Here is a 14,195-nt window from a genome sequence, read left to right on the forward strand (position 1 = left end):
GTCCTTCTTTTTGTAAACTTTATAAATTTTTAGCAAAAATTCATATATAAGAATTCCGTGTTCAAACAAAAAAAGAATGATCAAACAGCTAGGCCCTTACATATGATATTAACATCATTTCTAACGAAGAGTGGAAGGAGTGAGTTTTTTGGTTTATATAAAAAATCAACAAAAACCTCTTCTATATAAACAACCAATAAATGTGGAAGCCAGCTCGAATCAACAAGTTTTCAGAAGAAATTATTTACATGAATTTATGAAAAATCAGGAATATTTGAACGGAGAACTAAAAAAAGCTTCTACACATTTAAATACACTACTAGAGGAATCAAAAAATGTACAGCATCAGCATTATCATCAATTAACAAACCAACTTGTTGAACAAGAAAAAAGAACGATTCCATTACTTGAAAACATCAATAAACAAGAGGAAGCATACGAAATGTTCATCCAAAGGTTTGCTGCTATTGACTCATTTAATCAGGATATAATTAAAAAATATGAAGAAGAAGGATTAATTAATCAGACAATCATTGATCAACTTACCCTTCAAGATACAGCCATGAATCAACTCTCTAAAAAACTAGATCAATTTAAGGAACAACATTCAAACGTAAGTGAACAGTTAATAAGCCAAAAAGAAATTAATGATCAAATTTTAAATACAATTGAAATACAAGAAAGTTTTCACAAAACAATTTTAGAGCGCATTGACCAGCAAGAGGCCATCAATTTAAAAACGTCACGTGAACTGGATAGCTTAAAGGCTACTATTTTTGAAAGAATTAGTTTTGTTGTCGAAAAAATAGAAGAAAACTACCGACAAATTACAGGTTACTTTTCACAGCTTTTTAATAGATCCTCTTCAATACGAAACAAAGAGCAATCGGACGAAAAAAAGGAAAAAGAAAAGATATTAAACAGGTAAAAAAGCGAGTTTTTCCCTTTATAATAGGTAAAACTAATCCTAAAATAGTAGGAATGGGGGATATCGTGACAATTAAAAGACCTGACTTTATGAATAGCATTTATTTCGTTGATGAGCCAGGAAATTGGCATTTAAAAGAAGGTGCTCCTGCAGAAATACGAAAAGAGTTTGAAGACTATATGACATCAAATAACAATATACAAGATGAGCCCGGTACAGTAGATAGTATTCATATATCTTATCCATATGGAGATTAAGACGCATACACAGTTTAAGAAATCTATAAATTCTTGGTAAACAACGAAAAAGCCCCAAAAAGGGCTTTTTTTATACAGTAAATTTATAAGTCGTTGATGTATTGTACTCTTCACCAGCATTTAAAATGCATGGTGAGAATTGCGGATGATTAATTGAATCAGGAAGACCTTGTGTTTCAAGGCAGATTCCCAAGTACTTTCTTGCTTTTACGCCCCTAATATTAATAGACTCTTCCAACATGTTACTTGTGTAAATGACAACGCTTTGTTGATCTGTTTCAATAACAAGCTTTCTGCCACTCTTTTCATCAACTAACATAATTTCTTCATTTTGATGATCATTTAAAAGAAATGGATGGTCAATGCCTTGTCCTACACGTTTAATTTGCTCATGTGTGGAGGATACAGCTTCTTCAATACTTTTAGCCGTTCTAAAATCGAAAGGTGTATTCGCGACATTCATTAGATTTCCTGTTGGAACGACATTCTCATTTAACTCAAGAATTTCGTTACTCTTCACAGCTAATTTATGTGATAAGATATCTTCTTTTAGATTTCCACTTAAATTGAAATAACTGTGATTCGTTAAATTAACCAAGGTGTTCTTATCAGTTGTTCCATGATATGAGATTTTAAGCTCATTTTGCTCATTTAATGTGTAGGTAATTTTCACAGACAAATTACCCGGATAACCGTTTTCACCATCTTCACTAACATACGAGAATTCCACACCAACTAGGTCGGTATCATTTATTTCCTTTGCGTTCCAAAGCTTTTGATCAAAAGCCTCCGGGCCTCCATGTAGGTGATTGTTATCATCATTTTTTGGTAATTCATAAATATGATCATCTAATTCAAAACGTCCGTTACTTATTCTTCCGGCTACACGTCCACAAACAGCACCGAAATAAGGCGAATCATTTATGTAACTTTCAACAGTATCAAGCCCAAGCACTACATTTTCAAATTGTCCGTTTTTATCTGGAACAATTATGTCTGTTATGATACATCCAAGTGTTATACATGATACTTTCATACCATTACGATTTTCTAACGTAAATGAGTAGACTGTTTCCCCTTTTAACTCTCCAAATATTTCTTTTATTAGTTTCATCAATACCTCTCCTCATTCTTCCTACAGTTTTCTATATTTCAATAGCTGAACTATTTTATCTTTTATTAGATAGCGCTTTCCTGCAAGGAAGATAAAATTTAAAAAGTAAAAAAGCACTAACATATATAATTAATCAATTATTCCGTTTTTCCTGCCTTATTTTTTAGTTTTTTATAAAATAATTCGATTTCTTTATTTGCAATCTTCCATCTTTTTGTTGGTACTTGATGATTCGTTTTGTTTATAATCACTAATCTGAGTTGTTTAATTCTTTTTTTATAATAAGGATGATATTTATTTGTAAATTCTGATTTCGAACCATCTATGATTAAAACTGGTGCTGAGATATTTTTAAGCTCTTTGATTATGTTAGATTGTAATACCTCAAAGTAATATTTTGACCATACTTCAACCTGTGCTTTTCTCATATGGGTTACGAGTACTTCTCTCACTTTTTTATCTTTCGTATGACTTCTAGCCAACATTTTACTAAGGAAATCACGATTGTGTTTCACTAGCTTCATTCCTATTTTATGTTCTAATTGAAATAATCGATCTAAAACAGCCGGATATCCTCCAAATAAAATAAGCCCGCTTACCCGATCTTGGAAATGAATACTCATATATTGCGCAATCATTCCACCTGCTGAATATCCACAAACTATCGCACGATCAATTCCAAGTTTATCTAATAGTAACATTAGTTCTTCTCCATAATATTTTAATGAGATGTTAGTTGCCTCAATCCGTGAACTATCACCATGTCCGGTTAAATCTGGACATATTACTCTCATACTGTGACTAAGTTTCCTTTGATAATAAAACACATGTCTTCCCATTCCTGGCGGATGAATAAAAAGAAGCGGCATACCGTTTCCAATATCATCATAGGCTATTGTTTTTCCATTTTTTAATTCTACCGTAGGCATGTTGTTTCCTCCTTATACAATTCCTTACAAGTAGTGTTCCTCAACATCATCTGAATACCCATATAATTGGAAAAACTTTCATAGTCTAACTTTGAATAAATGATTTGCAACCGAGCAATATTAAATATCAACAAACGAGAACTAAACAAAGCAACTCATTTAAGGGTTAACCTAGCTGGTTAATGGATGGTGCAAATCCACCCTAACCCACCACACAATACATTACTAAAGGAGATGGATTTATTATGGCAAGCAACAGTAACAACAATTCTAATCAGTTAGTAGTACCTGGTGCTTCTCAAGCGATCGACCAAATGAAATACGAAATTGCAAGTGAATTTGGTGTAAATCTTGGTGGTGAAACAACATCTCGTGCAAATGGTTCTGTTGGTGGCGAAATCACAAAACGCTTAGTATCTATGGCTCAACAATCAATGAGTGGCGGAACTGGTAGATTTTAATTAAATATAAATGGCTAAGAGCATCGCTTAAGGCGGTGCTCTTTTTATTGCTTTGTGATGAAAATACCTTGATTGGACAACCTAAAAGTGAATTTATAAAAAGGAGTGAATCTCATGGTAAACGAAAACTTTGATGAGTTTATAAAAACGGAGGAAAAACATAAATCGCAATATCTTGGTTCTAAACAGCCGTCACATGGAATTTATAAAAATGATGAAAAAATTAATTCCCGAACAAATACTGATGACTCAGTAGGAGCAGATGGTCGAGATGTCTTTAAGTAACAAAAATTAAATATGGACAGGCAGCGATAATAAAAGTGGCTGCCTGCCTTGAAATTGTGTTTTATCTACGATTTTGACATTTTATCTTCGATTCTGAAAATTTATCTTCGATTACGCGGGTTTTATCTTCGATTCTGATATTTTATCTACGATTAGACATTAGTCTCCAAAAATCAACAAAATCCCCTTCTAAGATTAGAAAGAGGATTTTGTCACGCCTTATTATCTGCCTTTAATAAACATTTGCACCCATGCTCCATGATAGAAGCCTACTCCGATAGCATCAAATTCCGGTTTTAAAATGTTTGCACGATGGCCCGAGGAATTCATCCAAGCATTCATGACTTCTTGTGGTGTTTTTTGACCTTTTGCAATATTTTCTCCTGCATATGAGTAGCTAATTCCAAATGTTTTCAGCATATCAAAAGGTGACCCGTAATTTGGGCTGGTATGTGAAAAGTAATTAGAGTTAATCATATCCTCTGCTTTTTTCTGTGCTACATTTTTCACATCCGCTCGATGTGTTAAAGGTCTTAATCCAGCTTTTGCACGTTCCTGGTTTACTAATTGAACAACTTGCGCTTGGAAGTTGCTAACACTCCCGGCTGAAGCTTTAAGACGAATAACTTCACCAACATGCATATTCCTTGGCTGAACATTAGGATTTAATTCCATTAATTTTCGATAATCTAAGCCATATCGCTGTGCTATGTACCAGAAAGTATCTCCTTTTGACACTTTATAAAACTCAAATGGCGGTTCTTTAAATGTTTTTATTTGCCCGTGTGATACAGTTGGCATTGCCACAAAAAAAACAAATGTTGCGAAAACAAGCTTTTTCAACATGAGGTTTCCTCCGATTTCATATTTGGTTTTTTATCCCATGTTAGTATGGCTAATTTTCTAAAAATCATTCCTAAATTAAAGAAGAGATTGGACAACTACCCAATCTCTTTCTCACCTTACAAAATATAAATTATGGTTGTTGAATATTTAAAGAAGTTAACATTTCCCTAACTGCATTTTTAATTTCATCAGCTTGATTTTCACCATCTAACGCAGTTTGAATTTGCTCTTTAAAAGTTAAAACGATTTGTCTAATTTCCGTTCTATCCATTATCCTTTTGTCCCCCTCTTAAGTTTTCAGGAAGTTTATCTAATGGGATTTTAATACCGAGTTCACTTAGCATATCAAATACAGCACCTTGAATTTGTTCTCCAGATGCTCCTTGTTTCTTTAACTCAGAGATTTTTTTTGATAGATTTCCAATTGCTTCATTTGTGAATTGTTGTTTATCCATTTTTCACCTCATGATTGATTTAAAATAGATCGTATATTTTCACATAATTTCTGTGGATCTTCATCTTGGAAAATATTTCGACCAATTGAGATTCCATTCGCGCCTGCATTAACAGCATCGTCAATCATAGTAATTAAATCTTGGTTTGACGATAACCTTTCTCCTCCAGCAATTAACACTGGGATTTTCACACCGGAAACGACTTGTTTAAATGTTTCAGGTGAACCACTATAATTGACTTTGACAATATCTGCTCCAAGTTCCTCTGCTACACGTGCAGCATGGCCGATTCGCTCCGGGTCAAACTCATGCGTTTTGCAACCGTCACGGACATACATCATGGCTAATAAAGGCAAACCCCATTTATCACACTCTTCCGCGATAAGACCTACATCCTTTATTTGTTCTGCTTCAAATTCAGAGCCCAGGTTAACATGTGTTGAAATAGCCGTTGCACCAAGTCGAATGGAATGCTCTACAGAGGAAACGAGTTCTTTTCTCATTGTTTGAGATTCTGGAGCTAAAGCTGTTGATGCTGATAAGTGGATAATAAGCTCACCTTTGTTTGAACCAATGGCATCCGTTAAATATCGAACAAGCCCTTTATGAACAACAATCGCATCAGCACCACCGTCGAATACAGCTTCAACAGTCTTGTTAATATCCGTTAACCCTGTTACAGGTCCGATTGTAATCCCATGATCCATTGGTACAATGAGTAATTTGTCGGAATGATGATATAGCTTTTTTAGACGAATTTCTTTTCCGGACATTTTAATTCCTCCAATATTCTATCTTTCAATAATTGTTTCACTTACTTTTACGCCAACGTGTCTGCCTGGTTCACAAACATAGGATAATAATTCATCACCAGGTTGTATCGTAGAAGCATTACGTGGTTTACCGTCTGCACTCATAATACGAATATGCCAGTCATCTTGTACGACTACATTTAGTTCACGGTCTCCTACTTTTCCTTTGATTAGTAACATTGGACGTACCTCTGTTTTAATTCGGCCAACTGTTAACACACGTGTTTCGCCTTTTGTATTAACACACAGCACTTTATCTCCTGCTTTTAAATCACTTAAATATTCAGCTGCATCTTCAGGTTGCCATACATATGAGTGAACAGCTCCAGCGTTGACACGAAATGGTCTAAGATTCATATAAGGAAGATAGTGAGTTTCAGAGCAAACGAATACCCCTCCACCAGAAGTTGAACCAATGATCATTCCTTCGTCCTGAGTCATAATACCAGTTGTATCAATACAAGCCCGGACACCCATACCAGCGTGCATTACCTCTGTAACAACCATAGGATGTAATTCTAGTTTCGGTAAAGCTTGCTTTGACATGAATTCTGTTAGTCGTCTAACTTCACTAACATTTGTTGTCGCAAATAATACACCATCGCTTCCTTTTTCCAATGTTCCATAAGCGATCTCCGTATCAATTGCTGTATTTACCGCTCTTAAAAGGATGGTATTGCTTTCCTCTAAGCGGGCAATAATTAGCTCTAATGGGATATTTGTTGGTAAATCAAAGTCTACAGCTGCGAAATCATACTGACTTGCTTCTCTTGAGCAGCGCTCGAGCATCTCTCGATTATTAACAGAGTAAAAAATACATGTTTTAAATCCACGTTTTTTTGCTTCTTCAAGGATCTCTTCTTTATCAGAAAAAACAACATCGCCATCAGGTACTTCCTCTAACTGCTCAATGTTTTCTACTTCCGTAATAAACGTCATCTTTTGCGGAAAATAGCCATCTTGACGTTGTTGCAGAGATACCAAAACTTTATCAATCGGTGAATGGTTAATAAGTTCCCATACATCCATATTTTCTACTAAAACTCCTCTTCCGTCATACCATACTTGCCTAGCTTTTTGTTGCATCTGTAAATGCTCCTTCCAAACTAATTAGTTTTGATTTCATTTAATAAATTTGCTGTTTCTTGATCAGTCATAAAGTATCGGGGTTTTGCTTTCATACCAAAAGACACTTCGTCGTCTCTGTCATACAATGTTCCTTTATTTAATAGAATAATAGAAATGCTGACCCCATAAATTTCCATCAACTTATCAACATATTCCCTAGAGATCGTATCAGTAATAGATTCCTTCTCAATAAATAGATAGAGAGAATTGTTAAACTTTCCTGCAGACCAAAATCGTCTTGCAGGTAAAGGAGCAATTATCTTCTCTAATTCATATAAGTCAAATGTGACAGAATTGATCGATAAAATGTTTTCCTTCCTACCTCTAATAACAAAGGAACGTCCCTTCCCACATGCACACGCGCTGTTTATCTCCTGAACAATATCTCCTGTTGAGTACCGAATCATTGGTGTAGCTCTTTTGCGTAGAGTTGTTATGACAAGATTTCCAGCTTCACCTGGTTGTACGTCAGTCACTAAATCATCCTTTAAAATTTCAACATGAAAGCAATCTTCAAACATGTGCAACTTCTTCAAGTGACAATCAACCATTGCGGTACCGACCTCTGTCATACCATAGTTATCAAACACAGGTACGCCCCAGATATCTTCAATCAGTTCTCGACGATAAGGTGTTATCGGTTCTCCTGCCGTACAAATCGCTCTTAAAAAAGGGAAATCTCTTTTTGGTTCAAGCCCTAGTATTTCTGCCATTTCTGCAAGCATAATCGCTTGCAACGATATGCAAGTAAGAACTGTTATATTTAACCTTTTCATGAGATCAATTACTTTCGGCATTGGTGTAACAGTTGTACGACTATCAGCCGGAATCACACATCCACCTTGCAGCTGAACAGATCGGTGCATAAAATGCGATATTGTAGAGAGTGCATATGGAAAACGGATGAGAACTAGGTCCTGTTCACAAAAGTTGACTCCACAACTTGTTATACCTTGAGCAATTTCGTCTAGATCAGACTTGGAATACCATACAGAAACTGGTGTTCCGGTTGTTCCAGATGATTCATGGTATTGAGACAAAGACATTGAAGAATTTGGTAGTAAGCCAAATGGCGATTGTTCTCTTAGTTCAGCTTTTGTAGTAAGCGGAATTATTTTTAAATCATTAAGGGAATCAAGTGGCGGTATTTGGATTCGTTTAGAGTAATATGGTGATGTTTTAGCATAAGTTAGAACTTCATTTAAAGCATCGATCTTCTTTTGTGTGTTCACAGAAAACACACCTCTATTTCATTTGAAGTAATAATTTAATATTTTGGCTTAAAATTTCTTCGCGTTCTCTGTCACTGATGTTAAGCTTTAATATTTTTTCAAGCTCAATCCCAGGATGTGATAACGGGTATTCTGAACCAAATATTACCTTTGAAGACCCTATCTTCTTAACTGTTTCTTGAATATGAAGAAAATTACCTGTTGAGGTTTCTAAATAAAAATTCGGCATATTTCCCGCTGCTTCTAATGCTTCCTGATCGGCAGGGCCAAATCCCATATGCCCAATAATAAAGTTTGTTTTTGGGAATTGTTTTGCCAGTTGAATAAATTTTGTTGTTGAAGCTCCAGGACTGTAAACGACATGGGAATATACAGGAAATCCATATTCTCCACATAAATCTGCCAATCCTGTTACCCCTTTTGATGCAAAAGAAAATTGATGTGATAACGGTGACAGCTTTAAACCTTTAAATCCCTGCTTTTTCCCTTTATCTAATTGAGACAAAACATTTTTATCATGAGGGTTAAGACAAATAAATCCATGAATACTTTGATTAGTTTTGGAGGCTTTTTCAACATAAAGATTATCAGGAACCGGGTTATCCGGTTTTGCACGTCCTGTTATATATTCCGTCATTTTCCGGACATCTAACATTGCACCAGGAACCGCTACTGCTTCATTAATTCCTGTTTCTTTCATCAATTTCAAATACGTTTCTGTGTTGCCGTATTCTGTATCTGATAGATGTGTGTGGGCATCAATGATCATTATTTCACCTCCTATTCATATACAACACGAACAGTTTTTCCTTGTGATCTTGGAAGCTTATCAACAAATTCCAACTCGAACGGAATTCCTGAAGCAAACTCAAGTTTACTAGCTAGAGAATCAGCTAAATGTTCAGTTGCATCAAATCCTTCTGTTAATTCACAACGAACATGAATAGCCTCGTTATCACCTTCAGGAGTTAAAACAAATTCAAACCAATTTCCGATTTCAGGCTCACGCATCAAAAATTCTTCTAAATAAAATGGTGACAAAGAGGTTCCATTGTATTTGATTTGATCAACGACTCTTCCACGAAGATAGAATTTTGGCATAGTGACTCCACACGGGCAGCTTTCTGACTCGATATAGCCCAAATCACCTGTACGGAATCGCAGAATCGGTGTATCATAGCGAAGAGCACTTGTTACAACAATTTCTCCAATTTCACTCTCGTCTAATGGTTCACCTGTTTTCGGATCAACAATCTCGACAATAGCATGAGCTTGTGCAAGGTGGTAGCCATCATGGTGATCACATTCAATCCCAAGTACTCCACATTCAAGGCTTCCATAAAAGAAGTTAGCCGTAGCTCCCCAAAGGTTTTCTAATCTTTCGCGAAACGCTGGAGAACACCCTTCACCAGTGATCCAAAGTTTTTTCAATTGTAAGCTTTGCAAATCAAATTCCTGCTCAGCCGCTTCTTCTGCAAGAAGCATTGCCCATGAAGGTGTTGTAATGACAACATTTGGTTGGAGATCTCTTATCATTTTTAATGTTTTCTTTGGTGTAGAATAAGCACCACCTTTACCCGCAGGAATAACAGTCGCTTCACAACCTTCCATAAACGTTTTATGAAAAGCAAGGCCTGCTGCACTCATTTCATATGGAAGTGCATTTAAACAAACATCTCCTGGGTCAACCTCAAATAATTCAGGATATCTAGGAGCAAGGTCGTGTAAATAGTAATCATTCCAGGTGTACATCATATAGATTTCTTCTCCACCTGTTGTACCTGTTGATACTTGCACAAGGGCAATGTCCTTTTTGTCACATGTTAATAGAATATATGGTTTTCCTCGTAATTCATCTTTTGTTAAAAAAGGCAGTTTATTTAAATCGCTTAGTTTTTTAATATTATTAGGTTTCACGTTAGCTTCATCTAGTTTTTGACGGTAAAACTCATTCTTTTCATATGCTTTTTTTACAATCTGTTTTAATGATTCAACATGATAGGATTCAATTTGTTCTGGAGTCATTTTATCCGGATGAATTGTTCCATTAAAGAAACGTTTAATCGTTAAAGGCATGCGAACCTTTTTTAGTTTTTTTTCAAACAAAGAGCTCATTTTTCTTCACCTACCTGATTTGCAACTTCTTTAGCATATTGTGATTGAGGATCTGCCTTTAGAAGTGTTTTCCAAGTTTTCATTGCTTTGTCTACAAAACTAGTTTTTTTGTAGAGAAAACCTAAATCATATAATAGTTTCACATACTGCTCTTTTGTAATTGGCGGATTAACGGGATTTTGTTCATATGCTAATTTAACAGACTTTAAATCTTTCACAGCATTAGCACTTGAATGGAAGAATCCTTCAGGTAAACTTTGGTAGATATATCCGCGCAATAACTTCAATTCAGGATTATCGGATTTAATTGATGACTTTAAAAGCTTTAAAGCTTTAATTGTTTCTCCAAACATTTCTTGGGGATCACCAGCATACTTACCCATTAACGCAACTGAAGCTGCATAATAAGTGTTTGCAATTTCACAATCTGGAAATCTATTTCTTGCATTTTCCCAAACTTCTAAACTTTGCTTCGCAGCTATACGACTCCCTTTTGCACCAATCAAATGAATTTCTTTTGCTTTGTTGTACATTTTTTCTTTTGAGTATGCTGAGAAAATTCGCATGCCTACTTCTTTATATGAATGTACTTCTAGTTTTTCTTCTATTTTACTTTTCAATACCTCATTTGGTTGCATTGTCAATAAATTGTTCCAGGTTTCAAGAGCATTTTCCATCATATCTAGTTTTTCATATGCAGTTCCCAAGTCAAATAGCAATTGATGGTGAACCATTGGCCCAGCTTCATTTAAATAGTTTTTATCTTTTAAAAGCATTTCTATATCACTTACTGCAATAGCTGCTCTTCTAAAGAATAACTCTGGTAAACGTAAACTGTGCCTAGCGCGTATTAAACGTAGTTCATTTAACGAAGGATGTTCGTTTATGAGAGTATCCATAGCTTTCATAGACTTTATAGCAGAACCAAACATTTCATAAGTGTTAATAGAATCTCTTCCCACCATTGACTGAAGATCGATATAGGTCATTTCTACTTCAGGAGCAGTGTTCGTTAACACAAATACCTCATAAAATGATAATGCCTCTTTCACTTCTGTTTGCCCTCCAGCAAGGGCATTTTGGTAAATAGTTTTTGCTTCCTCTGTTAACCCCTCACCAGTTGGCTCATCTACACTACTTTTCTTTTGTGTTTCTGTATTCGTTGTTGAGCTATCAGTTTGTTTGAATAATTTTAATTTTTCTTGATAGATTTTCGCATTTTCAGATTGATTGACTCGCTTATAAGCCTCAACCAAGTTTTTTAACATCTCAACATATTCTTGTTCTGATAAAATTGAGTCATCAGATTCAGTTACATCTAAAAGATAACGGAAATCCTCTATTGCTGTTGCTGTACGTTGAAAATATAATTCCGGTAAACGATAGGCTACATTGCCTCTTAGCATTCTAGCAGGAATAAAATCTGGAGAACTTTCCACTACCTGGTCTAAATGCTTTAACCCTTCTAATGCATATTTCATTTTATCTGTAACACTGCTTGCATCTCTCGCGAGTAGTGTTGTAGCACTTCCATAATAGGATTTTATTTTAAGATCGGCAGGCTGCTGTTCGTGCAATTCTTTTAAGGCTGTATATGCTTTTTTTACAGCGACTTTATTTCCTTTTATCCCATCCTCATGGAGTTTTATTGCATCTTCTAGAAGTGATAGACTGTTTGATTGATTTGATACCGGTTTGTTTACGATTTTTGTTGTGTCATTCCGAGGCTTCGTTGAAATCGTTTCTTTTTCTACGTTTGTTAATTCACGATCATTTTTAGGTTTTGATTTTTTATTAGTTGTTCTATCCTTTTTGGGTTTAGCTACATATGACGGCTTTTTATAACTCTTTTCTCGATTCTTTTTTGATTTTGGTTGATTTTCTACTGCATCTAATAATTCTTTTCTTAACTTTGCAAGATTATTTCTTTCAATTTTTCCACTTTCCAGCAATTGATTAATAACACTTTCCGTTGTTTTATTAGACATTTCTAAAATTCTGGCTGGAATGGGTAATTTGTTCAATAATTGTTTATTTGAAGCAGTTAAAAAGCCGTTTCCCTTCGCTAATCTTTTTAATAGTTCCGCATTTTTTTTATTATAGAGCAAGCCTAAACACCTCCGTTCTTTCTCGCCTGTTCTATTAACTTTTTGTATTTACTACTATTCATCTTAAGAAGTTCCTCCCAAGTATTTTCAGCATTTTCACTATCTCCTATTGCTTTATAGGCGCTCCCTAACTTTAATAGAAACTCACTGTATTGTTCCTTTGAGATTTTATTCTTTTTTTCTTTAAACCCTTTTGTTAGAAACTGAAAATCCTCAATAGCGGTTTTTGTTCTTTTAAAATACTGTTCAGGAAGGCGAAATGCCACATTTCCTCTTAATATTCTAATTTCTGTATTATTAGGCTCTGCCTTAACAGCATTATCAAGGGCTTTTAACCCTCTCTTTGCAAGGTTCATTTTTTCCATTAAATCGTGATGGTCTCTTGCGATTAGAGCAGATGAACTACCAAAATAGGCTTCTACAAGAGCATGATTAACTGCTTTTAATTTGACTTTTTTTAGGATTTCATATGCTTTCTTTGCTGCTTGCTTATTCCCATCTATGGCCTGTTGATGGAATTTGATTGCTTCATCAAATTCTTTTTTCCATTCATTCTTTACATATGCCAAATTATTCCACCTCCTTTAAAATGCATGAGCTGTTTTCTATTTGACTCTTCAGAGTACATTTACAACTTATGTGCTGGTCAGCGTAAAGTGATAGACTTTAATGGAAATAGAGATTTTTGATAATAGAGACCAAAATGCAATCGCATACATTTTTGTGTTTTTTATTTTCTTGATTAAATAGTCTATTAAGGTTCCTTTTAATAAATTTTATTTCGTAAAAGTGAAATCAAAAAATCCTCCCATTTTTTACTGATAAGAGGTATTTTCATGATAATATAATAAACCGGACGTTGTGTATGTGTTATTGTAATCTTTGAGGTGGTTCTGGCTCATTTTTGTTTTTTACAACTTCTGTAAATAATGTTGTTTCTGATGAAAAGGGCTGTTTTTGTGGCATATTTGTCGATGCTTTAAGGGGATAGATTCCCATTATTTGTTTCATATGTTGAATCTCTTGAAGAAGAAACGTAATATCTTCTTTTGTCGCAGGTTTTTTTTGTTCCTTTAATTCAAACCCAACCTGACCATTCGGTTCCAAAGTTGCATATTTTACATCATTTAAATTATTAACACTTGATTGCCTTAACTTCATTTCTAACAAATCAACAGATAAACGTAACTTTTTTAATTGATCTGTTTGCAACTTCCCATTATCAATTAAAATTTTTGATTTTCCAGAAATAAATTTTTCAAGCTTATCAGACTTTATCTGGCTGTATTCACCAATTACTAAGGTAAGGACCAGAGTAAGTCCAACTATTAATGTGGTCCATACATTTTTACCTACTAGCGGCTGTACAAGCAATGATCCAATTCCTATCATGATAACAACCTGTGAAAGAGTCATTTGAGAAATTGACTTGCGACCTGCAACCCTTAGAAGAATCGTACCGCCTATTACTATAACAACACTTTTCCATATCAAGTTCATATCCATGTTATTTTGGATACCACCT

17 protein-coding genes are annotated in these 14,195 nt (G+C 34.9%); 4 read left to right on the forward strand and 13 right to left on the reverse strand.

Going from position 1 to position 14,195, the window contains the following annotated elements; genetic code table 11:
• The first annotated feature begins 148 nt into the window (after window positions 1–148).
• Together HWV59_RS16515 and HWV59_RS16520 are read left to right on the forward strand one after the other, a co-directional pair.
• A complete protein-coding gene (locus HWV59_RS16515) occupies window positions 149–928 on the forward strand; it encodes a hypothetical protein (protein ID WP_175639525.1) in 780 nt (259 codons plus the stop codon).
• Between the two features lie 65 nt (window positions 929–993).
• Window positions 994–1,185: a hypothetical protein gene (locus HWV59_RS16520; protein WP_102228975.1), complete on the forward strand. Its 192-nt coding sequence runs from the start codon at window positions 994–996 to the stop codon at window positions 1,183–1,185.
• Between the two features lie 70 nt (window positions 1,186–1,255).
• Here HWV59_RS16520 and HWV59_RS16525 read toward each other — a convergent pair whose 3' ends face one another.
• Both HWV59_RS16525 and HWV59_RS16530 read right to left on the reverse strand, forming a co-directional pair.
• The gene (locus HWV59_RS16525) at window positions 1,256–2,299 is read right to left on the reverse strand and encodes an aldose epimerase family protein (RefSeq protein WP_102228976.1); all 1,044 of its coding nucleotides are present in this window, start codon (window positions 2,297–2,299) and stop codon (window positions 1,256–1,258) included.
• Between the two features lie 137 nt (window positions 2,300–2,436).
• A complete protein-coding gene (locus HWV59_RS16530; RefSeq protein ID WP_102228977.1) occupies window positions 2,437–3,228 on the reverse strand; it encodes an alpha/beta fold hydrolase in 792 nt (263 codons plus the stop codon).
• A 245-nt stretch (window positions 3,229–3,473) separates the two neighbouring features.
• Here HWV59_RS16530 and HWV59_RS16535 point away from each other — a divergent pair, with 245 nt between their 5' ends.
• Together HWV59_RS16535 and HWV59_RS16540 are read left to right on the forward strand one after the other, a co-directional pair.
• Window positions 3,474–3,689 carry an alpha/beta-type small acid-soluble spore protein gene (locus HWV59_RS16535; protein ID WP_102228978.1) on the forward strand — a complete coding sequence of 72 codons (216 nt, stop codon included), beginning with the start codon at window positions 3,474–3,476 and terminating at the stop codon, window positions 3,687–3,689.
• Window positions 3,690–3,803: 114 nt separating this feature from the next.
• Window positions 3,804–3,974 (forward strand): hypothetical protein, encoded by a 171-nt coding sequence (locus HWV59_RS16540; RefSeq protein WP_175639526.1) that lies wholly within the window; start codon window positions 3,804–3,806, stop codon window positions 3,972–3,974.
• A gap of 222 nt (window positions 3,975–4,196) precedes the next feature.
• On the opposite strand, the gene HWV59_RS16545 is transcribed toward HWV59_RS16540, so the two are convergent.
• The 11 genes from HWV59_RS16545 to HWV59_RS16595 form a co-directional block, all read right to left on the reverse strand.
• Window positions 4,197–4,820, reverse strand: coding sequence for a CAP domain-containing protein (locus HWV59_RS16545; RefSeq protein WP_175639527.1), 624 nt, complete (start codon window positions 4,818–4,820; stop codon window positions 4,197–4,199).
• 130 nt (window positions 4,821–4,950) lie between these two features.
• Entirely contained in the window at window positions 4,951–5,091 is a 141-nt protein-coding gene (locus HWV59_RS16550) for a hypothetical protein (protein WP_175639528.1), read from the reverse strand.
• Window positions 5,084–5,275 carry a hypothetical protein gene (locus tag HWV59_RS16555; protein ID WP_102228980.1) on the reverse strand — a complete coding sequence of 64 codons (192 nt, stop codon included), beginning with the start codon at window positions 5,273–5,275 and terminating at the stop codon, window positions 5,084–5,086. The genes HWV59_RS16550 and HWV59_RS16555 overlap by 8 nt, the downstream gene beginning before the upstream one ends.
• 8 nt (window positions 5,276–5,283) lie before the next feature.
• A complete protein-coding gene (locus HWV59_RS16560) occupies window positions 5,284–6,048 on the reverse strand; it encodes a 2-amino-3,7-dideoxy-D-threo-hept-6-ulosonate synthase (RefSeq protein WP_102228981.1) in 765 nt (254 codons plus the stop codon).
• Window positions 6,049–6,066: 18 nt separating this feature from the next.
• A complete protein-coding gene (locus HWV59_RS16565) occupies window positions 6,067–7,173 on the reverse strand; it encodes a 3-dehydroquinate synthase II (protein WP_175639529.1) in 1,107 nt (368 codons plus the stop codon).
• 20 nt (window positions 7,174–7,193) lie between these two features.
• Window positions 7,194–8,447: a phenylacetate--CoA ligase family protein gene (locus HWV59_RS16570; RefSeq protein WP_175639530.1), complete on the reverse strand. Its 1,254-nt coding sequence runs from the start codon at window positions 8,445–8,447 to the stop codon at window positions 7,194–7,196.
• Between the two features lie 13 nt (window positions 8,448–8,460).
• Window positions 8,461–9,216, reverse strand: coding sequence for an amidohydrolase family protein (locus HWV59_RS16575; RefSeq protein WP_102228984.1), 756 nt, complete (start codon window positions 9,214–9,216; stop codon window positions 8,461–8,463).
• Window positions 9,217–9,227: 11 nt separating this feature from the next.
• Window positions 9,228–10,562, reverse strand: coding sequence for a phenylacetate--CoA ligase family protein (locus HWV59_RS16580; protein WP_175639531.1), 1,335 nt, complete (start codon window positions 10,560–10,562; stop codon window positions 9,228–9,230).
• Complete coding sequence (locus tag HWV59_RS16585; RefSeq protein WP_175639532.1) at window positions 10,559–12,670, reverse strand: tetratricopeptide repeat protein; 2,112 nt, start codon at window positions 12,668–12,670, stop codon at window positions 10,559–10,561. The genes HWV59_RS16580 and HWV59_RS16585 overlap by 4 nt, the downstream gene beginning before the upstream one ends.
• Before the next feature lie 2 nt (window positions 12,671–12,672).
• Window positions 12,673–13,239, reverse strand: coding sequence for a tetratricopeptide repeat protein (locus HWV59_RS16590; RefSeq protein ID WP_102228987.1), 567 nt, complete (start codon window positions 13,237–13,239; stop codon window positions 12,673–12,675).
• A 301-nt stretch (window positions 13,240–13,540) separates the two neighbouring features.
• Entirely contained in the window at window positions 13,541–14,176 is a 636-nt protein-coding gene (locus tag HWV59_RS16595; protein WP_102228988.1) for a DUF421 domain-containing protein, read from the reverse strand.
• Window positions 14,177–14,195: the final 19 nt, after the last annotated feature.

This window comes from Metabacillus schmidteae, assembly GCF_903166545.1.
GTDB lineage: Bacteria > Bacillota > Bacilli > Bacillales > Bacillaceae > Metabacillus > Metabacillus schmidteae.